This window comes from Terracoccus sp. 273MFTsu3.1 (genome assembly GCF_000383675.1).
Lineage (GTDB): Bacteria > Actinomycetota > Actinomycetes > Actinomycetales > Dermatophilaceae > Terrabacter.
In genome coordinates this window covers 226,277-249,499 of sequence record NZ_KB911824.1, presented here as the reverse complement: position 1 = coordinate 249,499, position 23,223 = coordinate 226,277, and the positions used below count along the sequence as shown (strand labels likewise).

The window sequence follows — 23,223 nt, the reverse complement described above, 5'->3', positions numbered from 1 at the left end:
TCGGTCCGTTCAGCGGGTGCCGGCCACCCGGCACACCGCTGCGGCGACCGCCGGCGCGACGCTCGCGTCGAAGACGCTGGGGATGATGAAGCTCGGGTTGATCTCGCCCGGCTCGACCGAGTCGGCGATCGCGCTCGCCGCGGCGACCATCATGGCGTCCGTGATGTCGGAGACGCCGGCATCGAGCAGCCCGCGGAAGAAACCCGGGAAGACGAGGACGTTGTTGATCTGGTTCGGGTGGTCCGAGCGGCCCGTCGCGACGACAGCGGCGTGCTCGCTCGCGGCGATCGGGTCGACCTCGGGCACGGGGTTGGCGAGGGCGAAGACGATCGCGTCAGGAGCCATGAGGGCGATGTCGTCACCCGTCAGCAGGTCCGGCGCCGACACGCCGATGAAGACGTCCGCACCGACGAGGACCTCCTTGAGGGTGCCGCTCCGGTGACCGGTGTTGGTGTGGTCGGCGATCCACTGCCGGAAGGGCTCCATGCCCTCGTTGCCGTTGTGGACCGCACCCGTGCGACCGCAGGCGATGATGTTGCGGGCGCCCTGGGTGAGCAGGAGACGGATGATCGCATGACCCGCGGCGCCGACGCCGGAGACGACGATGTGCACGTCGTCCATGGACTTGTTGACGACGCGCAGGGCGTTCTTCAGCGCAGCGAGGACGACGATCGCGGTGCCGTGCTGGTCATCGTGGAAGACGGGGATGTCGAGGAGCTCACGCAGGCGTGACTCGATCTCGAAACACCTTGGGGCAGAGATGTCCTCGAGGTTGATGCCGCCGTAGACCGGGGCGATTGCGCGCACGATCTCGACGATCGCGTCGGGGTCCTGGGTGTCGAGGCAGACCGGCCAGGCGTCCACGCCCCCGAACTGCTTGAAGAGCGCGGCCTTGCCCTCCATGACCGGGAGGGCCGCGAGCGGGCCGATGTTGCCCAGTCCCAGGACGGCCGAGCCGTCGGTGACGACGGCGACGGTGTTGCGCTTGACGGTGAGTCGGCGGGCGTCCTCCGGGTGGTCGACGATCGCCTGACAGATGCGAGCGACTCCCGGCGTGTACGCGCGCGACAGGTCGTCGCGGTGCTTGAGGGGCACCTTCGGGTTCACCTCGATCTTGCCGCCGAGATGGAGCAGGAACGTCTGGTCGCTGACCTTGCGGACGACCGCGCCCGGGATCGCGGCGATCGCCTCGGTGATGAGGTGACCGTGCGCCTCGTCCCGCGTGTCGCACGTGACGTCGACGACGAGCCGGTCGGTGCGGCTCTCGGCGACGTCGAGCGCCGTGAGGGCTCCGCCGGTGGACGAGACGGCGGTCGTGAGGGCCGCGGTCGCGTTGGCGGCGGCCGGCACCTCGACCCGGACGGTGATCGAGTACCCAGGACTCGGGATGGCCATGGCAGTCCTCTCGCGCGGAGCAGCGGTGTCCGACCCGTTCATCCTCCACCCGCGACGGTCGGCCCGCTCGGATCCCGACCGCCTCGTCGGGCATGTCGTCGGCGTGCCGGGGAGGACGTTGCCGTCACCTCGGGGCCGTGGCCGGTCAGGGCGCCCGCGGCCGTCGGCTCACTGGCGACCCGAACGCGCCAGGGCGACCAGGTCTCGCACCCCGGCGTCGGGCAGGTACGCACGGCTCAGGGCCAGCCCGATGCGCGGGAGCGCGGCCTCGTCCGGGAAGACGAGATAGAGCGGTTCGTGCCTCGGCTGGAACTTCGACTTGAAGGCGTGCAGGGACCTGAAGCCGTAGTACGGCTCCAGGGACTCACCGAGCCGGTCGAGGAAGACGTCGAGCGTGCCCCGGTCCAGGGACTCGTCACCGGCAGCGGGCCGAGTCCGGGCCAACGGCGCACCCGAGAGGGAGACGAGGGCGCATCCTTCCTCCTTGAAGGCGAGACAGGCCGAGGCGATGAGGAACTCCATGGAGTAGCGGAAGCCTCCGGGGAGGCGCCGCATGACGTCCAGCGTCCAGCCGGCCGGCTCGCCACCACCGCTCGCGTGGAACGGCATCCACGACGTGACCCCGTGGACCGTGGCGTCACCGTCGATGGCCAGGCCGACTCGGACGTGTGGGTCGAGGGCTTCATCCACGCCACCGAGGGTGAAGCCCATCTCGGGCAGCCCCTTGTCCTCGACCCATTCGGACGAGATCGCCTTGACCTGCATCTGGATGCCGCGCGGCATGTCCCTGAGGGGGCCCAGCCGGAAGCCGATGCCGAGCTTGGCCGCCTGGTTGAGGGCGGTGCGCACGTCCTGCCATGCCTTGCCGACGAAGTCCAGCGTGGGCAGGTCGACCCAGGCCTCCTCCGCCACCTGGAGGGAGTGCCAGCCTTGCGCCCGAGCATGTCGAGAGGCCTCGGCCGTCACGGTGAAGAGGCACGGCACCAACCCCTGGGCGTGCACGGCGTTCGCGAAGGCGCCGAGCAGCTGGGACCGGTCCTCCTCGGCGGAGGCCACGGGGTCGCAGAGCCCGACGGCAACGCCGGCGTGCACGCGGTACGCGACGTATCCCGACCCGGAGGGGGGAATGAACCAGCGGTTCTCCGGCCAGGTCGTCATCCACGCAAGACGGTTGACGGTGCCCTGCTGCCGCAGCAGCTGCGTGGCTCGCGAGCGCTGGTCGTCGTCGGCGGGAGCCACGATGCTGCCGCTGGTGCGGCGGGCGCGGCGGGGCGACGGGTTGCGGAACGCATGGCGCCCCACGAGGCACACGGACAGTCCGAGCCCGTTGCCGAACAGCTCCCAGCCCGCGGCGAGGAGTCCCTGCTCCCCCACCACGACCATGTAGCCGAGGTTCACGACCTGGATGACCATGACGACGAGCAGGAGACCCACGGCCCAACGCCAGGCCAGTCGCCGGCCCTTGTAGAGCGACCGGGCGAGCCACAGCCAGAGGACGATCTGGACGATGCCGAGCAGCAGGTCCGTGTCGGCGAGCTCCGCGGCTCGGGCTTCCGGGCTCATGGTGACCGCGAACGGGCCGTCCGCGGTGGTGAAGGGGCGCAGCGCCACCTCGACCGCGGCGATGACGAAGAATCCGGACGCGAGCAGGCGGAAGTCTCGCCGGGTCAGGTGACGCACGGTCAGCGACGGGGCGCGGCCCACGAGCGTCGGTCCGAGGAGGAGGCCGAAACCCACCCCGAGCACGTGCTCGAGGTCCGCGAGCGCGCCCATGTGGATGACGAAGAGCACGACGTAGGCGCCGAGCAACGCCCGGATGCGGCCACGCCACGGGGGTGTGAGCGTGACCGACGCTGCAGCCGCTGCGCCGAGGAACCCGGCGGAGGGCCCTGCGTCGCGCACGGCGGCGAGGTGCGTGGTCCACGCGTAGCCGTGGTCACGGGTCAGCCAGAGCAGACCCGCGGCACCCAGGACGGCCACGACGTGGCAGGAGAAGAGCGCCACCGCGTAGCGGAGTGAACCAAGGCGCCACTCCGCAAAGCCCCCGAACACGATGAGCCCCAGCAGGATCGGGACGTACTGGTACGGGCGCGCCGCGAAGAAGGCACCGGTCAGCACGGTGGACCAGTGGCCCTGCTCGAACGCGGGCAGACCGTAGCTCACGGAGTCGTTCAGCGGCCGGTCGAGGAGCGGGTCCCAGAGGGACCTGGTCCACACCGACAGCGCGAGGGTGGCGACGACGAGAAGGCTCGTCAGCGGTAGGCGACTCGTCACCGTCCAGAGACGGGACATGCCTTCGATTGTCCTGCCAACGGGCTCCGCACGTCGAGGGAATGGCCGGATGCCCGGACCGGGTCACGCTTCCGACACGTCGGCCACCACGGCGACTCACCACGTCGGCCTCCGCGGCGACTCAGCGGGATGCCTGCGTCAGGGCGAGGAACTCCGCCCGCGAGCGTGAGTCGTCCCGGAGGGCGCCGAGCAGGCTCGAGGTGATGGTCGTCGTGCCAGGGGCCTGCACGCCGCGCAGGGTCATGCAGAGGTGCTCGGCCTCGACGACCACGCCGACCCCGACCGGGCTGAGCTGGGCGCAGAGCCAGTCGGCGACCTGGACCGTCAGTCGCTCCTGCACCTGGGGACGCGACGAGAAGTGCTCGAGCACACGGGCCAGCTTGGACAGTCCGAGGATGCGCCCGCCGGGGAGGTAGCCGATGTGCGCGGTCCCGACGAACGGGAGCATGTGGTGCTCGCAGAGGGACCGCACCGGGATGCCCCTCGCGACGATCAGCTCGTCGTAGCCGCCGTCGTTGGGGAACGTCGTCATCTGGAACGGGCGCGGGCTCATCAGCTCGGCGAGCGATGCAGCCATGCGCTCGGGTGTGCGCGCAAGCGACTCGTTGTCGAGGTCGATTCCCAGTGCCTCCAGGAGGGTTCGGGCTCCGGCGGCCGCACGCGCCAGGTCGGGCTCGGGGACGGCCCCGGTTCCCGCCCAGGGCCTCCGGGCGCGATCACGAGGTCCGGCCTGTTCCGGTGTCGGGCTCATGCGCTCATTCCTTCCCGGGCGTCGGGCCCGTCATGGTGGTGGAGGGCCAGGACGCCCGAGTCGTCCCGGGGCCGGGACGAGGCGGAACGCAACCATCGGCGGGCGCTCTCGTGCGCCCGCGCCACGAGAGCGGTCGTGTGGCTGAAGTCGGCGGGTAACACCGACAGCGGGCACAGCGGGGGCAGGACGTGCAGCCGTGCACCTCCGTCGTAGCCGCGGACCTGCGCCATGAACTGGCGGTGCAGCAGCAGGCTCAGCGCAGTCAGGACCGAGCCGAGCGCCGTCGTCGGACCGGCACCCGCGCAGGGGTACCCGGCGGGCAGCAGGTAGATGTCCGTGACGCCGTGGGCCGCCGTGTGGCCCAGCACGTCCAGCTCGCCGATGGCGCCGTCCACGAGGGTCCGGCCCTGACGCACCACGGGCGGGAGCAGCCCCGGGACGGCAGCGCTGGCCCGGACGGCACTGACGGCTGGACCCGTGCCCATCACGATGCCCTGACCGGTGACGAGATCCGTGGCGGTGACCTCGACCGGGACCCGTGCCTCGTCGAGGCCGTCGTAACCGAGGTTGCTCCGCAGGAGGCGCTCGAGTCCGGTGCCGGCGAACAACGATGGTTGGGTCCCGCGTGCGGCGCCGAGCCACCGAAGCGGGTCCGGGGCGAAGATGTCCTGGCGACGCATCCCCTGCCAGAGGCGCACGAGGGCGTCGAGTCTGACCCGAGGGCTCCCCGGTCCGGCGAGGTAGGCCGCGTTGACCGCGCCGACGGACGTGCCGACGAGCAGGTCGGGCTTGATCCGGCAGTCGCGCAGCGCCAGGAGCATCCCGACCTGCACTGCGCCGAGGCTCCCGCCTCCGGTCAGCACGAACGCCGTGCTCATGGTCAGCCCCGCCGGACCGGCCACAGCACGGGGCGTGTGTCGAACCGCGTGGCGAGCCGCTGCAGGGCGACCGCCGCCGACAGCAGGCCGAGGTCGCGCAGGGCCACGTCGTAGAAGCCGGGGAGGAGCAGCAGGTTGACGATGATGCCGCCGAGCCACGCGGCCACGACGAGCGCCCCGAGACGCGGGTGGAGGGCGACGACCAGGCCGGCCACCACCTCGACGACGCCGACGGCATACATCGCCTGGTGCGGTGTGACCGGCAACGGCCGGGACAGCACGGGTGCCAGGTACTGGTCCCACTGCACGAGGAGGTTGGTGAACTTGTCGAGACCGAAGACGACCGGGGCGACGACGAAGGCGGCCCGCAGCACGGCGTAGGCCTGGTAGGTGGGGTCACCCCTGTCAGGACGTGCGGGGCGCTCGACGCGGCGGGTGGTACTGGGACTGCCGATGGTGACCATGTGGGTCCTCCTGGACTGGTGGCTCGGTGTCCTCCGGGCTGCTCCGCGACATCGAGCCGGCCGGGTGGGACGCTGACGGGGTGTTAGTGCGTCCACGCGTCACCGGTCTTACCGCGCCGTCTCCGACCGGTAAGACCATGGACGCTGCGCACCGCCAACAGGGCATGACCACGCAACACACCCACATCCCGGCCACCGCGGCCCCCTGCCGATCCGCGGGACCGCCGCTCGACGTCGTCGAGTGGCGCAGGTGCCGGCTGCGCGAGGCGGGCTTCCCGGCACCGCTCGCTCGTGACCTGGCCCGACAGCGGGTCGACCTCCACGCCCTGCTCGAGCTCGTGGACGCCGGCTGCCCACCGGAGCTCGCGGCCCGCATCCTGTCTCCGCTCGACGGCCTCGACGGCCTCGACGGCCTCGACGGCCTCGACGCGTCGCAGGTGGGCTGATGACCGCCGTGAGCAGGGACGGGCAACGCTCGACCACCTCGGTGTCGGCACCACCGTCGGATGCCCGGGGCCCGGTGGACTGGGTGGCGGCCCTGACCGGAGGAGGCCCCGAACAGGCCGCGGCCCTGCGAGAGCTGCACGCGCTCATGCTCCGGGCAGCCGCGCACCAGGTGTGGCGCATGCGTCAGGCGCTCCCCGATCCCTCCCCGTCGGCGGTCGAGGTCATCGTCAACCAGGCGGCCGACGAGGCCATGACCGCATTGCTGGCCAAGCTGCACACCTTCGAGGGCCGGAGCCGCTTCACGACGTGGGCCTTCAAGTTCGCCATCCTCCAGGCGGCGACCGAGGTCCGCCGGCTGCAGTGGCAGCACCGTGAGGTGGAGCTGCGAGACCTCGACGTGCCGAGCTCGCCGCGACACGAGGACCCCGACCTGTATGCGGAGGGAAACGACCTCGCGGCGGCCGTGGCCGCCGCGATGCGTGGCGTTCTCACGCCCTACCAGCGCCGCATCGCGATCGCCCTCCTCGTCGACGGCGTCCCGATCGACGTTCTCGCCGACCGTCTGGGCACCAACCGAGGAGCCCTCTACAAGACGCTGCACGACCTCCGGGTCCGCCTGCGGGCGGAGCTCACCGCGAACGGCTACCTGGCCGTCCACCCTGCGACACCACCGGATCCGGTCCCTTCCCACGACACCTCACGCATCTCCCCCACCCCCACGGCAGGCACTCCATGAGCACCACACCTCGCCCCGACCCGGCCGCCCTGACACCACGCAACGTCAGCGCGCTGCTGCAGGACACGACCCCTTGGCTCTCGTGTGACGAGTGCTTCGAACGGATGGACACGTATGCCGAGGCGCTGGTGCACGACCCCACCTACCGTGACGAGGCGATGGCCGCCCACCTTCGAGGGTGCGCAGCCTGCGACGAGGAGGCCGAGTCGCTGCTCCAGCTGCTCGACCGGCCCTGAGGCTCGGGCGCGGCACCGCCTCCCGGTAGGCGACCGCGCCTCGGGTCCGGTGTGGACCCGAGGCGCGAGCGACCTCTGGTGGCTCAGTGCGCTTCGCGGGTGAGGCTGAAACGGGCCGCGATCCCTGAGATGAGCAACGCCCAACCGGTGAGCACGAGGGCGGCAGTCGTCGGGGCCAGCATCCCGTGCGCTGCCGTGCCGACGCTGGTGAGGGCGATGGCAGCCCCTGCCGGGAGCCACTGGGCGACCTCGGGGAGGGCACTGGCGAGGATGCCGACCTCGATGATCATGACCCAGGTGATCGCTCCGACGATGGCCGCGACCGTGTTGCGGGTCAGTGCCCCGAGGGCGACGCCGACGAGGCCGTAGAGGGCGGAGGCCACCGCGGCGCCGATCCAGAGCTGGGCCACGTCGACCGGCAGCGAGTGCACCCCGCGCGCGCCGTAGATGACCACGGCCTCCGCGTAGGCGATGCCGAAGGTGCCGGCGCCGAGGAGCGCGCCGAGCCCGAGGACGGTGACGGCCTTGGCCGCGAGCACCCGGGCGCGACGGGGCTCACCGAGGAAGGTCTGCATGATCGTGCGGTGTCGGTACTCGCCGGCGACCACGAGGACCCCCATGGCCAGCATCACCATCGAGGTGAGCGCCGACACGGAGAGCGTGTGGTTGACGTGGTCCGTCGACCCGAAGGCCGGTCCGCCGGGACTGGGGACGAGTGCGTTGGCGGCCACGGAGGCCATTCCGAGCACGAGGGTGATGCCGAGGCTCACCCACGCCGCGGGGGTGGTGCGAAGCTTGTAGAGCTCAAGGGAGACAAGGGTTCTCATGACCAGACTTCCTGGGTGTCGGTGGAGTGGATGAGGTCGTGGAAGACCGACTCGAGGTCCGTGTCGTCGGTGACGATGTCGTGGACCGGGCCGGCGGCGGCGAGCGTGCCGCGGTGGATGACGACGAGGTCGTCCGCGACCGCCGCGACCTCGCTGAGCAGGTGGCTCGACAGGAAGACGGTGCCGCCGGCGTCCGCGAAGGACCTCAGGAAGCGGCGCATCTCGCGGATGCCGTCCGGGTCGAGGCCGTTGAGCGGCTCGTCGAGCACGAGCACTGACGGGTCGCCGACGAGAGCCGAGGCCAGCGCGAGCCGCTGACGCATCCCGAGCGAGAAGCCGCCGACGCGGCGCCCGGCCGCGGCCCCGAGACCGAAGCGGTGGAGGAGGTCGTCCGCCATGTCGGCGGAGACCCCCGCCTGCCTCGCAGTCAGGCGAATGTGGTTGCGAGCAGAGCGATTCGGGTGGAATCCCTGGTCGAGGACCGCTCCGACCACGCGGGTCGGATGCGGTAGGTCGGCGTAGCGGACGCCGTCGATCGTCGCCTCCCCGCTGGTCGGGTCGGCGAGACCGAGCATGATCCGCATGCTCGTCGTCTTTCCTGCCCCGTTGACCCCGAGGAAGGCGGTGACGCGGCCGGGAAGGGCCGTGGCCGTGAAGCCGTCGAGGACGGTGACGGGACCGTAGTGCTTCGTGAGCTGGTGGAACGAGAGTGTTGGCATGGTGCGGAGCTCCTGTGTCGGGCCGGTTTGGCTGACACCAACGATCCGGCTCCGCGGGGTCCTGGGTCGTCGGCTGTGCGGCCGACCTGCCGCGTGCGCCTGGGGGTGGGGTCATCGGGCGCCTGGGACACGGCATACCTCCCGGGGCGTACGCCCCGAAGCCGACCCCCCGTGGGCCGGCGCTGCCTACTCTGCAGGTATGGACACGCGTTGGCGGCGCCGCCCGCGGCGGCTCGACCCCCAGGTCGCCGACGCTCTCGTCGCGCTCGGCCTCTTCGTCCTGCTCGTCCTGTCGTTCGGCGTGACCGTCCGGGCAGGGCAGCGGCCCGTGGATGCGGGGGCCTGGGTCCTGGGCGTCCTGCTGACGGCGCCGTATGCCGTGCACCGCCGAGCCCCGTGGCTCGCCCTCACCGTGACGCTCTGCGCTCTCGTGGCCTTCTCACTCATGCACTACGCGCCCTACCCCGGGGTCAGCGCCTTCGCGCTGCTGTTCGGACTGGCGCTCCACGGTCGACGGCGCGACTCCCTCCTGGCCCTCGGCGCGACCGTCGGGGCGTTCTGTCTGGCTCTGGCCGTCCAACCCGCCGGGGTGGTCGCCCCGAGCGACGTCATCTCGACGCTGCTCGCGACGGCCGTCGCCTGGCTGGCCGGCGACAACCTGCGCCAGCGACGCCTTCGGTGGGCGGCCATCGAGGAGCGGGCCCGCCTGCTCGAGCGCGAGCGGGAGGACCGGGACCGCGCGGCCGTGACGGCAGAGCGGCTTCGGATCGCCCGGGAGCTGCACGACGTCGTGGCTCATTCGATGTCGGTCATCGCGGTCCAGGCCGGTGTCGGCAGCCACGTCATCGCGACCGACCCGACGGCGGCTCGAGCCGCCCTGGGGGTCATCGAGTCGACCAGCCGGGGTGCGCTCACCGAGATGCGCCGGATGCTCGGGGTGCTGCGCCAGGACGGTGAGACCGCGATGCACCCCATGCCCGGCCTCGCCGACATCCCACGGCTCGTGGCCGAGACGCGCCGCACCGGCCTCGGCGTCACCGTGAGCTCGACCGGCGACGGCGCGCACCTGCCCGCCGGCCTCGACCTGGCGGCGTACCGCGTCGTGCAGGAGGCGCTGACGAACGTCCTCAAGCACGGCGGACCCGTCGCTCACGTCCACATCGCCCGTACGGAGTCGGAGGTCGAGCTCGAGGTGCTCGACGAAGGATCGCCCAGGCGTCCGCGCCACGGTGACGTCCCGGTCTCGGACGTCGGCCTCGCGCCGGGTGCCGGCCAGGGACTGGTGGGCATGCGGGAGCGGGTCGAGCTCTACGGCGGGAGCTTCGAGGCCGGACCGCGGCCCGGAGGCGGGTTCCGGGTGCATGCCACGCTGCCGTATGCGGTGCAGACGCCGTGAGTGCGCCGGTGCGGGTGGTCGTGGTGGACGACCAGGCCCTCGTGCGAGGAGCGTTCTGCGTGCTCGTGGACTCCGCGCCCGACCTCGAGGTCGTGGGTGAGGGCGAGAACGGCGCCGAGGCCGTCGAGCTCGCGCGCGAGCTCGAGCCGGACGTCGTGCTCATGGACATCCGGATGCCGGTGATGGACGGACTCGCGGCAACAGGCACCATCGCCGCCCTCGGCCTGTCCACACGCGTGCTCGTCCTGACGACCTTCGACCTCGACGAGTACGTCTTCGGGGCCCTGCGTGCGGGGGCCAGTGGCTTCCTGCTGAAGGACACGCCGCCGGCCCAGCTGCTCGACGGGATCCGAGTCATCGCGCGGGGTGAGTCGCTGCTGGCGCCGACGGTGACACGCCTGCTCATCGAGGAGTTCGTGCGGCGGGGGCCGGCCGACGTGGGCGGACGACCCGACCCACCCGCGTCCCTGGACGCGCTGACCGAGCGCGAGCGGGAGGTTCTCGTGCTCGTCGCCCGAGGCCTGTCCAACCACGAGATCGGCACCGAGCTCTTCGTGACCCCGGCGACCGCCAAGACCCACGTGAGCCGGCTCCTCATGAAGCTCGGAGCCCGAGACCGCACCCAGCTCGTCGTGATGGCCTATGAGACGGGTCTCGTGGAACCGCACTCGCCCTGACAAGGCAGTGCCGGCCTGAAGGATGGGTCGCGCTGGCGGGCGACCACGCGGTCGACGAAGGGCCCGGACGGCTAACCGTCCGGGCCCTTCGTGGTGACGACTGTCAGCTGCAGCCGCTGGTGCTTCCGCAACCCTCGCAGACGTAGCAGGAGCCGGCGGGGCGCATCTTCGTGCCGCACGTCATGCAGATCGGCGCGTCGGCGGTGATGCCGCCGAACTTCTCGAGCAGCTCGGCGGAGCTGTGCACGTCGCTGGAGATCTCACGGGCGGAGGCAGCACCTGCACCCGACTTCACCTCGGCGGCTGCGACCGGAGAGTCAGCCTGGGCCTCCTCGGCCTTGTGCTCGGCCTTCTTGGAGACCGGTGCCGACTGCTGGAGCGACTCGAGCTCGTCCTCGAGATCCTCGTCCGACTCGTCCGACTCGATGGCCTCGTAGGAGCCGGTCTCGACCTGGCGGGCCCGCTCGGACGCCGTGTGGATGCCCATGAAGGAGCGGGTGTCGAAGTCGAGGTAGTCCAGCGCCAGACGGCGGAAGACGTAGTCCATGATCGACTGCGCCATGCGCACGTCCGGGTCGTCCGTCAGACCGGCCGGCTCGAAGCGGAGGTTCGTGAACTTCTCCACGAACGTCTCGAGCGGCACGCCGTACTGCAGGCCGATGGACACGGCGATCGAGAAGGCGTCCATCACGCCGGCCAGGGTCGAGCCCTGCTTGCCGAACTTGAGGAAGATCTCGCCGAGCTGCTGGTCATCGTAGGTGCCGGCCGTGAGGTAGCCCTCGGCCCCACCGACGGCGAACGACGTCGTCTGCGAGGTGCGGCGCTTCGGCAGACGGCGACGGACCGGGCGGTACTCGATGACCTTCTCGACCTTGACCTCGGCAGCAGCGGCGTCGGCGGCGGCCTTGTTGTCCTTGGCCGTCGAGCCACCGTCGGACAGCGGCTGACCGACCTTGCAGTTGTCGCGGTAGATCGCGAGCGCCTTGATGCCGAGCTTCCAGCCCTGCATATAGACGTCCTGGATCTCCTCGACCGTGGCCGTCTCGGGCAGGTTGACCGTCTTGGAGATGGCACCGGAGAGGAACGGCTGCGTCGCGGCCATCATGCGCACGTGGCCCATGGCCGAGATCGAGCGCGCACCCATGGCGGTGTCGAAGACCTCGTAGTGCTCGGGCTTGAGGCCGGGGGCGTCGATGACGTGACCCTTGTCGGCGATGTACTCGACGATCGCCTCGACGGTCTCGCCGGTGTAGCCCATCTTGCGCAGCGCCCGCGGGATCGTCAGGTTGACGATCTGCATCGAGCCGCCACCGACGAGCTTCTTGAACTTCACGAGCGAGAAGTCCGGCTCGATGCCGGTCGTGTCGCAGTCCATCATGAAGCCGATGGTGCCCGTCGGGGCCAGCACCGACGCCTGGGCGTTGCGGTAGCCGTGCTTCTCACCGAGCTTGACGACGTCGTCCCACGCCTTCGTCGCGAGCTTGTGGATGTCGGAGTCCATCGCGTCGAGCGTCTTGATGTTGTCGTTGGCGGCCTGGTGCTTGCGCATGACCCGCTTGTGGGCATCGGCGTTGCGGGCGTAGCCGGCGTAGGCGCCGACGACCGAGGCCATCTCGGCGGAACGCTTGTAGGCGGCACCCGTGAGCAGCGAGGTGATCGACGCGGCGAGCGCGCGGCCACCCTCGGAGTCGTAGCCGTGGCCGGTCGCCATGAGGAGCGCACCGAGGTTGGCGTAGCCGATGCCGAGCTGGCGGTAGTTGCGCGTCGTCTCGCCGATCGGCTCGGTCGGGAAGTCCGCGAAGCAGATCGAGATGTCCATCGCCGTGATGACGAGCTCGACGACCTTCTGGAAGGTGACGGCGTCGAACGTGTCGTCGTCGCGCAGGAACTTCAGCAGGTTGAGCGAGGCGAGGTTGCACGAGCTGTTGTCGAGCGACATGTACTCCGAGCAGGGGTTGGACGCGGTGATGCGGCCGGTCTCGGGGTTGGTGTGCCACGCGTTGATCGTGTCGTCGTACTGGATGCCCGGGTCGGCGCACTCCCACGCGGCCTTGGCGATCTTGCCGAAGAGCTCACGGGCGTCAACGGTGTCGATGACGGAGCCGTCGCTGCGCGAGCGCAGACCGAACTCCGTGCCGTCCTCGACGGCCTTCATGAACTCGTCGTTGACGCGGACCGAGTTGTTGGCGTTCTGGTACTGGACGGAGACGATGTCCTTGCCGCCGAGGTCCATGTCGAAGCCGGCGTCGCGCAGGGCGCGGATCTTGTCCTCCTCGCGCGCCTTGGTCTCGACGAACTCCTCGATGTCGGGGTGGTCGACGTCGAGGACGACCATCTTGGCCGCACGACGCGTGGCGCCGCCCGACTTGATGGTGCCGGCGGACGCGTCGGCGCCGCGCATGAAGGAGACCGGACCGGAGGCCGTGCCACCGGAGGAGAGCAGCTCCTTCGAGGAACGGATGCGCGAGAGGTTGAGGCCGGCGCCGGAGCCGCCCTGGAAGATCTTCCCCTCCTCCTTGTACCAGTTGAGGATCGAGTCCATCGAGTCGTCGACGGCGAGGATGAAGCAGGCGGAGACCTGCTGCGGGCTCTTGGTGCCGACGTTGAACCACACGGGCGAGTTGAACGAGAAGACCTGGTGCAGCAGCGCGTGGGTCAGCTCGTGCTCGAAGATCTCGGCGTCGTCGGGCGAGGCGAAGTAGCCGTTGCTCTTGCCGGCGGCGACGTAGGTCAGCACGACGCGGTCGATGAGCTGCTTGAGCGAGACCTCGCGGGCGGCCGTGCCGACGGCGCCGCGGAAGTACTTGGTGGTGACGATGGTGCTGGCGTTGACCGACCAGAAGTCGGGGAACTCGACCCCGCGCTGCTCGAAGATCGTCTCGCCCGTCTTCCAGTTCTGCTGGACGACGTCGCGCTTCTCCCACGTGACCTCGTCGTACGGGTGCACACCGGGCGTGGTGTAGATGCGCTCGATCTTGACGCCCTTGGCGCCTGCCTTCGAGCGTGAGCTGCGGTTACCGATCTCCGTCATGTCGTGCGGCCTCCCTGACCGAATCTGCTGCTGGTTTCAAGTGTTGCGTGGGGCACCGACAGGGCGGGTGTCCCGGACGTGCTGTGGAGGGTGGTTACCGCTGGACGTCGAGCCGGGACGGAGCCGTGGGCTCCTCCCCCAGCGCTTCGTGCTCGGCTCGAAGGAGCGCGATGGCTCCTTCGAAGTCCTCGAGGCTCTCCCACGCCTGGTAGACGCTGGCGAACCTGAGGTACGCGACCTCGTCGAGCTCGCGGAGCGGTTCGAGGACGGCCATGCCGACCTCGTGCGCCTCGATCTCGGCGTTTCCCTGCGACCGGATGGCCTCCTCGACCTTCTGGGCGAGAAGGGCCAGGTCGTCCTCGCTGACGGGCCGCCCCTGGCATGACTTGCGCACGCCTGAGAGGACCTTGGCCCGGCTGAACGGCTCGGAGGCTCCCGACCGCTTGATCACGTTGAGGCTCGAGGTCTCGAGCGTCGTGAAGCGGCGGTTGCACTCGGGGCACTGGCGCCGACGCCTGATGCAGGCGCCGTCGTCGGTGGTGCGCGAGTCGATGACCCGCGAGTCGGTGTGGCGACAGAACGGACAGTGCACGTCTGGTCACCTTCCCTTCCCCGAGACCCAGTCGTTCAACGGTTCCAGGCCGTCCCGTATGCCGTCCCGAGCCCGTCCTGACCCCCGCCCGGTGTTCGTGGGACCGGTCGGGGCTGGGGATGGATCTGGGGATGACGTGGGGATGACCTGTGCGTAACCCCCGTTTGCCTGGGGACTACATGTGGACGTCTTACATCTGTGTAACTACTAGATGTAGGGGTAACTGTAGGCATGGTGTGACCCCGATCGCAAGCACGTGATCGTGGTCCGGCGCGTCGCGCCCCTGACCTGCACAAACGTCACTCCAGCCCCAGGCGTCCCGGCGTGTCGCGGGACGCCCACCCCCAACATGTAGGGGTGGTCGGCGCCGTCCCCTCCCCCATCTACGGGTCCGTGAGCGTATGCCGTCCGCCGCGGCCGCGACGATCCCACCCCTCCGAGCGCCCCACGCTCAGACCAGGCCCCGGTGCCCGGCACCGGGTGGCGCGCCCGGTCAGCGGGCCGGGGCCTCGCCGACCTGCGCCTCGAGCTGGCGCACACGCGACACGAGGCCTTTGAGGAGCAGCACGGCGGTGTGCGGGTGCTGGTCGATGAGGTCGGTGAACGCGGCCGGCGAGAGCCGGAAGGCCGTGAGTCCCTGGGGCCCGCTCGTGACGGTGGCCGTCCGCCCCGACCCGTCGATGAGGGACATCTCTCCGAAGTAGTCGCCCGTCGAGAGCGAACCCACGGCGCGACCGTCGACGTCGACGTCGGCCGAGCCGTCGAGCAGCATCACCATGCCGGCGTCGCGGTCGCCCTGCTTGACCATCGGCACCCCGGGACCGACCTTGATGGTGGAGCCACGGGCGATCACCTCCTCGACGAGGTCGTCGGGGAGCTCGCAGAAGAGCTCGACGGCGCAGAGCGAGTCCTTCAGGCTCATCACGTGCCTCCCACGTCGTGGCCCCTCGCGGGCCGGCCCTTCGACGGTAGCCCTCCTCGGAGCGTGCGGGTAGGCATTCGACGAAGACGAGGACGGACGTTCCCGGAGGCGGTACCCACGTCGTTCAGCGCAGCCGCGCGATGCCCGGCCGGGTGGCGAACCACAGGCAGAGCACCGACATCGCCGTGCCGTAGACGACAGCGGCCGTGAGGACCGAGGTGCCTGCGGCGAGCGCACCGAAGGCCGGGATCGCGAGCGGCACCAGCGCCATGTCGCCGAGGCTCGAGACCGACGAGACGCGCCCGAGGTGGCTCGGCGCGATGGTGCGCTGGTACGTCCCCGAGAGCCACACCGACGCCGCACCAGCCGCGACGCCGATGAGGAGCATCGACGCCGCCAGGAAGGCGCGCGAGCCGACGCCGGTGCCCGCGATGCAGACACCCTGTCCGACGAGGACGGCGAAGCCGGCGCGAGCCGGGCGACCCACCCGCCACCGGATGCCGACGACGCTGCCGCAGATCGCTCCCACGGCGAACGCCGCCTCGGCGGCGCCGAGCCACCCGGGCCCCCAGCCGGAGCTGCTGACCCGCAGGGCGATCCCGAGGGCGATGACCGGCGAGACGAAGACGTTGAGGGCCGCCAGCCCGAGGACGAGCAGTCGGGCCGACTCGTCCCCGCGCAGATATGCCGCCCCGTCCCTCAGGCTGGCCGTCCACGACGCGTTGGGCACCCGCGGCATCCGGTAGCGCGGGCGCACCACGCCCGCGAGGACGGCGGCGACCGCGACGAAGGTGACGGCATTCGCGAGCATGGCCCCGGCAGGCCCGGCCGTGGCGACCGCGACGCCTCCGGCGGGAGCGCCGAGCAGGCGCGCGACGCGACCTCCGATCTGGTTCCAGCCGCTCACCGTCGCGAGGTCCGCAGGGCGCACGAGCTGGCGGGCGAGGGTGGCCCCGGCCGGCAGCGTGAGCCCGGTGGCGGTACCGAGCAGGACGCCCAGGGTGACGAGCAGCGGCGCACCCCTGACCCCGGCGGCCCATGCCACGGCGCCGCCGAGCAGGACCACCGCCTGGACGAGCCGTCCGGTCACGAGGACGCGCCGGGTGTCCCACCGGTCGGCGATGACCCCGCCGAGGAGCACGAAGACGGCCTGCGGCAGGGTCTCCGCCCCGAGAACCACGCCGGCCATGGTCGGCGACAGGGTGTGCACGGCGGTCCAGGCCAGCGCCACGGTCCACACGGCGTCGCCGAACCACGACAGGGCCATCGAGCCCACCCAGGCCTGCACCATCCGGTCCCGGGTGACAGGCGGAGGTGCGTCGCCGATGAGCGACGGCTCGGTGGCGGGAGGGGACGCCGCGACCCTCGCCGGCCCGGTGCCGGCGCTCACGGCTGCACCGGTGGGCTCGGGAAGACGCGCGCCGAGACCCGGACCGGCAGTCGCTCGACGTCGGGGTGGACCTCCACGTCGGCGCGGCACTCCTCGCTCCACTCGACGACGAGCGCGGTGAGCCGACGGCTCAGCTCGCCCATCTGGGCGACCGTCGCGGCCGCGAGGGTGTCGGTCGCCACCGACGCGCGCCGCACCTCGGCCGGCGCCGACTCGCCTTCGGCCAGCCACCGCTGGACCGCGCGCACGTGGTGGCGGAAGTTCTCGGCCTCGGCCGTCGAGGCGATCCGCCGCGCGAGGGTCCCCTCGTCGTATTCGGTGGCATCCCACGAGAGCTGTCGGGGACGAGTGCGCCACCAGCTCTCCCGGGTGTCCCGGGCCAGCTCGGGCGCCGGCTCGACGAAGCCGTAACGGTGCAGCGTGCCGAGGTGGTGGCTCACCGATCCGACGGCCAGGCCCGTGCGCCGCGCCAGCGACCCGACGGTCGCGGGGCCCTCGACGGCCAGCAGCTCGCACAGCCAGCGGCGGGTCGGATGGTGGAAGGCGGTGAGGACGTCGAGGAGGGCGTTGCCGGTCTCGCTGCCGAGGGCGTCGACGGAGACGGGGCTCGTGGCGGCGTGGCGCTCGGAGGCGGTGCGTCGTGGCATGCAACCAGCCTCGGGTGCGCGCCGACTGTTGCACAAGAGCTCTTGTATGACTTCGGCTGCGTCGATGACTTGGTTCAGCGAGCCCGGGTGCTTGCCCCGCCTGCCGTCATGACAGAGTCTTCCTATCGTGACAAACCGGACCTCGTCAGCAGACGTCCTCGACCCGGCCCGACGACGCGAGGACGCGCTGGCGGGCTACGACGTCCTCGGCAACGCTCCCCAGCGCGAGCTGCAGGCCCTCGTCGACATCGCGGCGCGGGTGTGCGCCGTCCCCCGCGCGGCGATCAACCTCATCACGGCCTCGCACCAGCACCAGATCGCCGCCACCGGGTTCGACGCCTCCATCTGCGCCCGTGAGGACTCGATGTGCGCCGCCGTGCTCGAGCACACCGACCGCGTCGTCGTACCCGACGCCAGCCTCGACGCCCGATTCTGCGACAACCCTTTCGTGACGGGCGTCCTCGGAACCGTCCGCTTCTACGCGTCGGCGCCACTGACCACCCCGGACGGCGTGATCATCGGTCGCCTCTGCGTCTTCGACTCCCAGCCACGCGCGCTCGACGAGGCACAGGAGGAGGCTCTCGTCGCCATCGCCGAGCGCGTCGTCGACGTCCTCGAGCTCCGTCTGCGCACCCGTGAGCTGGAGGACTCGCTCGCGGCCCTCACCGAGACGAGGGACGAGCTCCACCGGTCCAACGAGGCCCTGTCGGTCTTCGCGGGACAGGTGAGCCACGACCTGCGCACGCCCCTCACGGCCATCATGGCGAGCACCGAGATGCTCGGCCAGCAGCCTGCGGTCGCCGCGGACGAGTGGTCCGAACGCCTCGTCGCCACGGCCTTTCGCTCCGCCACGCGGATGGCCGGGATGATCGAGCAGATCCTCGCCCATGCCCGCGTCGGGGCCGAGCTGCACCGCAGCGACACCGACCTCGACGCCGTGCTCTCCTCGGTGCTCGAGGACCTCGACCCGACGCTGACCGCCCGGTCGGCGGCCCTCACGATCGGGGCGCTGCCGACCCTGCCCGCAGACGGGCAGCAGCTCTACTCGGTGCTGCTCAACCTCGTCTCCAACGCGGTGAAGTACGCCCGTCCCGGCGTCGCGCCCGTGGTCGAGATCTCGGCGGTGCAGGTCGGCGACTCGTGGCGCATCTCGGTGCGCGACAACGGGATCGGCATCTCCGCGGCGGACCGCGACCGGGTCTTCGGCCTCTTCAGTCGGCTGGAGACCTCGGTCGACGGCAGCGGGATCGGCCTGGCGACGGTCAAGCGGATCATCGAGGCGCACCGAGGGACGATCGGGATCAGCTCGGTGGACGGTCCGGGCACGGACGTGTGGTTCGAGCTGCCCGCCCAGCTCCCCCGCAGGGACGAGCACGAAGGGCACGACGGGTCCGGCGCGGACTGAGCGGACGTCGAGCGCGGGCGAGCACGACGAACGCCACGAGGAAGGCCGTCGGTGCCCTGACGTCCATGAGGAGCACCTGGCCGACCGTGCCGACGTAGGCCCAGAGGACGGATCCCACGTCGAGAGCCTTGCCGGCGGCGGAGGCACCCGAGGTCGCGGCGCCCTCGAGCAGGGCTGCTCCAGCGACGCTCGCCGCCTCGGCGAGTGCCGTGAGGGCAGCCCACCGCAGTCGGGGCAGGACGGACCCGGTCGTTCCCGTGTGTGGCGTCGGCCGTGTGGGCAGCCGACCGACCACCGGCCCGTCGACAGCCGACCCCGTGCTGACGACGGGCTGCATCCCCCTCCGCGAGAGGGCGACCGCGAGGACGACCCCGAAGCCCACGACGCCCAGCAGAGAGGTGGGTGCGAGCACATACAGGGCGCCGTCGCCCGCGGCGGTCCCGCCGTCGGTGATCCATCCGACGGCGACGTAGGGCAGCGCCTGGAGCACGACGAGCCACAGGCACGCCGACGCGACGAGGCGGTCGCGCCGGTCGAAGACGGCCGCCCCGTCGAGATGCCCGGTCTGCTCGTCGTCGAACGAGATCACGGGACGAGCCTCGGCCAGCGCAGGGGATCGGTCCCGAGGCTCGGTCCGGTCGTCGTGCACGCCCTCTCGTCGGGGCCCTGGAGGAGCCGCAGGTCGGGACGACCGGCCGCCACGGCGACGAGGTTGCGCGCACTGTCGGTGCCGGGCTGGAGGTAGTCGGAGTGACCCGCCGAGGTGCGACGGACGTCGACGAAGTCGGATCGCGGGTGGAGCCAGTGGTTGCACCCGGTCCCGGTCTGCTTGAGCGCGAAGGTCGAGAGCCGGCTCGCGCCCACGACGTCCGCCGGGGCTGTGCCGTGCACCATCCAGCCGTAGCCGAACACGTCGTCCCCCACCGCGCCGAGGACGTTGAGGGAGCCGGGCTTGAGAGCCGTGTGCGCCACGTCCGAGAACGGCAGCCCGGGCGCACCGAAGACGGCGACGTCGTCGATGGCACTCGTGCGCAGCGAGGCGTGGCCGGCCAGAGTGCCGCCGTAGGAATGGGCCCAGACCGTCTGGTGGGCCGGACGGTCACGCGCGGCCTCGACACCGGTCACGAAGTCAGCCAGCAAGCCGGCGCTGTCGCGGGCGAGCCTGCCGTTGAGGACGTTCCGGTCCACGGACGTGACGATCTCGTGGACCTGCGGCGCGTCGTAGCCCATCCACGTCACGAGTGCGACGTCCTCACCGCGCGCCACCGCCTTGACCTCCGAACGCATCCGCACGAAGGTGTCGTCGTAGCGCCGGAGATCGGCCCCGACCCTGGTCGAGAGCCCACCGACGAACGTGACGACGTGCTCGGCCCGGTCGACGTCGCCGATCGCGACGACCGCCCTGACGTCGGGCCCGGTGGCGTCGACGAGGAGCAGGCGCCGGGGTCCACCGTCGCGACGCGCGAGCACGTCGCGCACCGCCTGCAGGGCCTCCATGTGCTCGGCCGCACGGGTGCGCTCGGCGGCGTTGATCGCAGACGCCACCCGCTCCGCCTCCCGTTGGCGGGTCGAGGCCGCTTGCTCCGCTCGGCCCAGCAGGACGAGGTTGGCCTCGTGGCGAGCGGCGGCCGGCACTCCGTCGCGGGGCCCGACCCAGACCGGACGCTCACGGATGACGCGGCGTCGCTCCTCGTCGGTCAGGGACCGCCACCAGGCGGCGGAGGCGAACACCCGACCGTCGACTCCAGCACTCGTCGAGGACCCCGCCGGCGGAGGTGGCAGCTGCGGAACCAGCTGCGCGGCGGTCCCCAGTGATGAGGTCGCGCCACGGGCAGCGGTCAGCAGCGCCCTCCACAGCTCGTCGTCGGTCTGGCTCGCGGCCTGACGGGCCTGCGCCAGACAGGCGTGCACCTCGACCCTCAACAGCTCGTCGAGCCGCGCCCGGTGCGCCTCGCCCGCCAGGTCTCCGAGCGACGCGCGCACGGGAAGGAAGAGCCGTCCCTCGCCGTCGACCCAGGCGCCCTCGTCGGCGGCCCGACGGTCGGCGCGAGCGACGAGGTCGCGCGCCGAGTGCAGACGTGCCGCGGCGTGCCCGACCGCGTGACCGGTCGCCGCGATGCTCCCCGCGAGTCGTCCGAGGCCGGCGACGACGAGGCCGTAGCGGTCGGCGGCCGCCGAGGAGGCGACACCCGACCACCGCGGCGCGGCGGAGCGACGCCACAGCACGAGCTCTGCGAGGCCGAGGACCCGAAGGCGCTGCTCCTCCAGGCGCCGGCCCACCTCGAGCAAGGACTGCGGTCGGCAGCCCCGGACGTCTGCGACGGTCATCGTCAGCGGGGCACCGGCACCTGCCGCACCCGGCCTCATCGGAGGCCACCGGACGACCGTCGCAGGGCCTGCCGGGACGTCTGCTCGACGGCGTCGTAGGCGTCGGCCGCCGCGGCGAGGCAGCGGCCCAGCTCACGCAGCTCCCAGCGGGTGCCGGCCAGGCGCGCCTGCCACGCCGCGGCGACCTGGCCGAGGCCGCCGGCGACTCGACCACCGGGGATCGCCCCTCCGAGCGGCCGCAGCTCCTCGGCGATCCTCAGCCGGTGCACCCGGGCCAGCACCTCGCCGACCGAGGCGGCGTCGTCGCGCAGCGCGTCGGTGTCCACGTCGTAGCGCATCCCCTGCTCCCTTCCGAGGACAGCCACGCTAGGCACGGCACCCTCGGACTCGAGCCCGTCATCCACAGGGTTCGGTCACGGCGACTGCGGGAACAGCAGGACGCCGCACCCCAGGTCAGGGGTGCGGCGTCCGGGGCAGGAACGGCGGGGTCGAAGCGCCGCTACCGCCAGCCGCTGAAGGTGGAGCCAACGCGGCGGATCGGAGGGCCTGGACGGGCGGCCGGTCACACGGCATACGCCCTGGGCGGGCCCGGGAGAGGCTGGGTCAGCGACCCGGGACGACGAGCTGCTGGCCGGCATGGATCGAGGAGGTGCTGAGCGCGTTGGCGATCTGCAGCTCGACGACACCCTCGGCCGTGGTCAGCTCTGGCAGCTCGCGGGCGGCGATGCCCGAGAGCGTCTGCCCTGCCTGGACCGTGACGGTGCGGGGCTCACCCGTGGCCGACGCGAGCTGGCCGGCAAGGCCGACACCGAGCACGGAGACGACCCCGGCGACGAGGAGGGTCACGACGAGACGACCGAAACGCGTCAGGCGCATCGGCGGCCTCGCGGCCCGCGCTGCGCGGGCGGCCTCGGGTCCGGTGGGGACGAGGACGAGACGGGGCCGACCGGTCGGCTGCGACCGCGCGGGCTCCTCGGTGTGCGGCTGACGAACGGCCTCGAGGACGATGGCGCTCATGGTGACCTCCCCTTGCTCCTGATCTGGCGAACACGTGTTCGATAGAACGTCTGTACGAGTTGTAGCACGTATGTTCGATGAAGTCGAGACACGCATCGAACAGGTGTTTGGCAACTGTGTTCGAACTGCGTAGTCTTTCCTCACACCACAGACCTCACCAGCCACCACTGACACTGGCCCCTCATCCAGCGTCACGAGACGGACTGACGAGCCGACGAAGGGGACACCATGGGCGTGACCGAGCTTCCCGATCGCGAGACCGGCGACGGTCTCACCGTCCGCCAGCGGCGGGTGCTCGAGGTCATCCGCAACTCCGTCGACCGGCGCGGCTACCCGCCGAGCATGCGCGAGATCGGCGACGCCGTCGGCCTGGCCAGCCCCTCGAGCGTCTCCCACCAGCTCAACGCCCTCGTCGCCAAGGGCTACCTGCGACGCGACCCCAACCGGCCCCGGGCCCTCGAGGTCGTCTCACCCGACGCGAAGGCCGAGGAGCTCGGCTACCGCGGGGGTGACCCGAGCGCGCCACGTCCACGGGGTGACCACTACGACACCGAGACCGACTCCGGCGATGCGCGGCCCGAGGCCTCCTACGTCCCGGTGCTCGGCCAGATCGCGGCCGGCGTGCCGATCACGGCCGAGGAGGTCGTCGAGGACGTCTTCCCGCTGCCCAAGCAGCTCGTCGGCGAGGGTGACCTCTTCCTGCTCAAGGTCAACGGCGACTCGATGGTCGACGCCGCGATCTGCGACGGCGACTGGGTCGTCGTGCGCCAGCAGCAGCACGCCGACAACGGGGACGTCGTGGCCGCCATGCTCGACAACGAGGCGACGGTCAAGACGTTCAAGCGCACCGACGGGCACGTGTGGCTCATGCCGCACAACCCCGACTTCTCGCCCATCGACGGCGACCACGCGACGATCCTCGGCAAGGTCACGGCGGTCCTGCGCCGGCTCTGATCGCGCCCCCTCCTCCACGGACGACGTATGCCGTCGGCGCCCCCCGCGCCGGCGGCGTCGTCGCGTCCGGGCTGCGTATCGGACGCGGCGACGCGAGACTCTGATGTCGTGAGTCCAGC

General features: G+C 71.4%; 23 protein-coding genes. 7 read left to right on the top strand and 16 right to left on the bottom strand.

The annotated features are described in order from the left end of the window. Window positions 1-9 precede the first annotated feature (9 nt). The 5 genes from H283_RS0116315 to H283_RS0116295 all read right to left on the bottom strand — a co-directional run bounded on the left by H283_RS0116315 (window position 10) and on the right by H283_RS0116295 (window position 5,780). Window positions 10-1,395, bottom strand: coding sequence for an NAD-dependent malic enzyme (locus H283_RS0116315; RefSeq protein ID WP_020144598.1), 1,386 nt, complete (start codon window positions 1,393-1,395; stop codon window positions 10-12). 168 nt (window positions 1,396-1,563) lie between these two features. Continuing rightward, a complete protein-coding gene (locus H283_RS0116310; protein ID WP_020144597.1) occupies window positions 1,564-3,687 on the bottom strand; it encodes a bifunctional lysylphosphatidylglycerol flippase/synthetase MprF in 2,124 nt (707 codons plus the stop codon). A 121-nt stretch (window positions 3,688-3,808) separates the two neighbouring features. Then, window positions 3,809-4,354 carry a GTP cyclohydrolase I gene (gene folE / locus H283_RS0116305; protein ID WP_043649898.1) on the bottom strand — a complete coding sequence of 182 codons (546 nt, stop codon included), beginning with the start codon at window positions 4,352-4,354 and terminating at the stop codon, window positions 3,809-3,811. Between the two features lie 80 nt (window positions 4,355-4,434). Continuing rightward, window positions 4,435-5,316: a patatin-like phospholipase family protein gene (locus H283_RS25455; protein WP_156023248.1), complete on the bottom strand. Its 882-nt coding sequence runs from the start codon at window positions 5,314-5,316 to the stop codon at window positions 4,435-4,437. Between the two features lie 2 nt (window positions 5,317-5,318). Beyond that, entirely contained in the window at window positions 5,319-5,780 is a 462-nt protein-coding gene (locus H283_RS0116295) for a hypothetical protein (protein ID WP_020144594.1), read from the bottom strand. A gap of 164 nt (window positions 5,781-5,944) precedes the next feature. On the opposite strand from H283_RS0116295, the gene H283_RS25450 reads away from it, so the two are divergent. From H283_RS25450 to H283_RS0116280, 3 genes are read left to right on the top strand one after another with little or no spacing between them, the layout of a single operon-like run. After that, entirely contained in the window at window positions 5,945-6,226 is a 282-nt protein-coding gene (locus H283_RS25450) for a hypothetical protein (RefSeq protein ID WP_020144593.1), read from the top strand. Then, on the top strand, window positions 6,226-6,963 hold the full coding sequence (locus H283_RS0116285) for an RNA polymerase sigma factor (RefSeq protein WP_020144592.1): 738 nt from the start codon (window positions 6,226-6,228) through the stop codon (window positions 6,961-6,963). Before H283_RS25450 ends, H283_RS0116285 begins: the two co-directional genes overlap by 1 nt. Then, window positions 6,960-7,199 (top strand): hypothetical protein, encoded by a 240-nt coding sequence (locus H283_RS0116280; protein WP_043649769.1) that lies wholly within the window; start codon window positions 6,960-6,962, stop codon window positions 7,197-7,199. Before H283_RS0116285 ends, H283_RS0116280 begins: the two co-directional genes overlap by 4 nt. An 83-nt stretch (window positions 7,200-7,282) precedes the next feature. Here the strand turns inward: H283_RS0116280 and H283_RS0116275 are convergent, their stop codons facing one another. Next, window positions 7,283-8,026 (bottom strand): ABC transporter permease, encoded by a 744-nt coding sequence (locus tag H283_RS0116275; RefSeq protein ID WP_156023247.1) that lies wholly within the window; start codon window positions 8,024-8,026, stop codon window positions 7,283-7,285. Beyond that, the gene (locus H283_RS0116270) at window positions 8,023-8,745 is read right to left on the bottom strand and encodes an ABC transporter ATP-binding protein (protein WP_020144589.1); all 723 of its coding nucleotides are present in this window, start codon (window positions 8,743-8,745) and stop codon (window positions 8,023-8,025) included. Before H283_RS0116270 ends, H283_RS0116275 begins: the two co-directional genes overlap by 4 nt. A gap of 199 nt (window positions 8,746-8,944) precedes the next feature. Between H283_RS0116270 and H283_RS0116265 the strand changes: the two genes are divergently transcribed. Further along, a complete protein-coding gene (locus H283_RS0116265) occupies window positions 8,945-10,141 on the top strand; it encodes a sensor histidine kinase (RefSeq protein WP_020144588.1) in 1,197 nt (398 codons plus the stop codon). A gap of 14 nt (window positions 10,142-10,155) precedes the next feature. Then, complete coding sequence (locus tag H283_RS0116260) at window positions 10,156-10,818, top strand: response regulator transcription factor (protein ID WP_020144587.1); 663 nt, start codon at window positions 10,156-10,158, stop codon at window positions 10,816-10,818. A gap of 103 nt (window positions 10,819-10,921) precedes the next feature. Here the strand turns inward: H283_RS0116260 and H283_RS0116255 are convergent, their stop codons facing one another. The 5 genes from H283_RS0116255 to H283_RS25440 all read right to left on the bottom strand — a co-directional run bounded on the left by H283_RS0116255 (window position 10,922) and on the right by H283_RS25440 (window position 17,400). Beyond that, on the bottom strand, window positions 10,922-13,849 hold the full coding sequence (locus tag H283_RS0116255) for a vitamin B12-dependent ribonucleotide reductase (protein ID WP_020144586.1): 2,928 nt from the start codon (window positions 13,847-13,849) through the stop codon (window positions 10,922-10,924). Window positions 13,850-13,943: 94 nt separating this feature from the next. Continuing rightward, entirely contained in the window at window positions 13,944-14,441 is a 498-nt protein-coding gene (nrdR, locus tag H283_RS0116250) for a transcriptional regulator NrdR (protein WP_020144585.1), read from the bottom strand. Between the two features lie 493 nt (window positions 14,442-14,934). Next, a complete protein-coding gene (locus tag H283_RS0116245) occupies window positions 14,935-15,363 on the bottom strand; it encodes a Crp/Fnr family transcriptional regulator (protein ID WP_020144584.1) in 429 nt (142 codons plus the stop codon). Window positions 15,364-15,487: 124 nt separating this feature from the next. Continuing rightward, window positions 15,488-16,753: an MFS transporter gene (locus tag H283_RS25445; protein ID WP_020144583.1), complete on the bottom strand. Its 1,266-nt coding sequence runs from the start codon at window positions 16,751-16,753 to the stop codon at window positions 15,488-15,490. Further along, window positions 16,750-17,400 carry a helix-turn-helix transcriptional regulator gene (locus H283_RS25440; RefSeq protein WP_020144582.1) on the bottom strand — a complete coding sequence of 217 codons (651 nt, stop codon included), beginning with the start codon at window positions 17,398-17,400 and terminating at the stop codon, window positions 16,750-16,752. The genes H283_RS25445 and H283_RS25440 overlap by 4 nt, the downstream gene beginning before the upstream one ends. A gap of 127 nt (window positions 17,401-17,527) precedes the next feature. Here H283_RS25440 and H283_RS25435 point away from each other — a divergent pair, with 127 nt between their 5' ends. Then, window positions 17,528-18,805: an ATP-binding protein gene (locus tag H283_RS25435; protein ID WP_020144581.1), complete on the top strand. Its 1,278-nt coding sequence runs from the start codon at window positions 17,528-17,530 to the stop codon at window positions 18,803-18,805. Here H283_RS25435 and H283_RS27295 read toward each other — a convergent pair. The 4 genes from H283_RS27295 to H283_RS0116210 form a co-directional block, all read right to left on the bottom strand. Next, the gene (locus tag H283_RS27295; RefSeq protein ID WP_156023245.1) at window positions 18,702-19,394 is read right to left on the bottom strand and encodes a hypothetical protein; all 693 of its coding nucleotides are present in this window, start codon (window positions 19,392-19,394) and stop codon (window positions 18,702-18,704) included. The two genes, H283_RS25435 and H283_RS27295, sit on opposite strands and share 104 nt — an antisense overlap. After that, entirely contained in the window at window positions 19,391-21,133 is a 1,743-nt protein-coding gene (locus H283_RS0116220) for an alpha/beta hydrolase (protein WP_020144580.1), read from the bottom strand. The genes H283_RS27295 and H283_RS0116220 overlap by 4 nt, the downstream gene beginning before the upstream one ends. Window positions 21,134-21,168: 35 nt before the next feature. Then, on the bottom strand, window positions 21,169-21,471 hold the full coding sequence (locus H283_RS0116215; protein WP_020144579.1) for a hypothetical protein: 303 nt from the start codon (window positions 21,469-21,471) through the stop codon (window positions 21,169-21,171). Window positions 21,472-21,736: 265 nt separating this feature from the next. After that, window positions 21,737-22,150 (bottom strand): LysM peptidoglycan-binding domain-containing protein, encoded by a 414-nt coding sequence (locus tag H283_RS0116210; RefSeq protein WP_020144578.1) that lies wholly within the window; start codon window positions 22,148-22,150, stop codon window positions 21,737-21,739. Window positions 22,151-22,378: 228 nt separating this feature from the next. Here H283_RS0116210 and lexA point away from each other — a divergent pair, with 228 nt between their 5' ends. After that, window positions 22,379-23,104 carry a transcriptional repressor LexA gene (gene lexA / locus H283_RS0116205; protein WP_020144577.1) on the top strand — a complete coding sequence of 242 codons (726 nt, stop codon included), beginning with the start codon at window positions 22,379-22,381 and terminating at the stop codon, window positions 23,102-23,104. Window positions 23,105-23,223 lie beyond the last annotated feature (119 nt).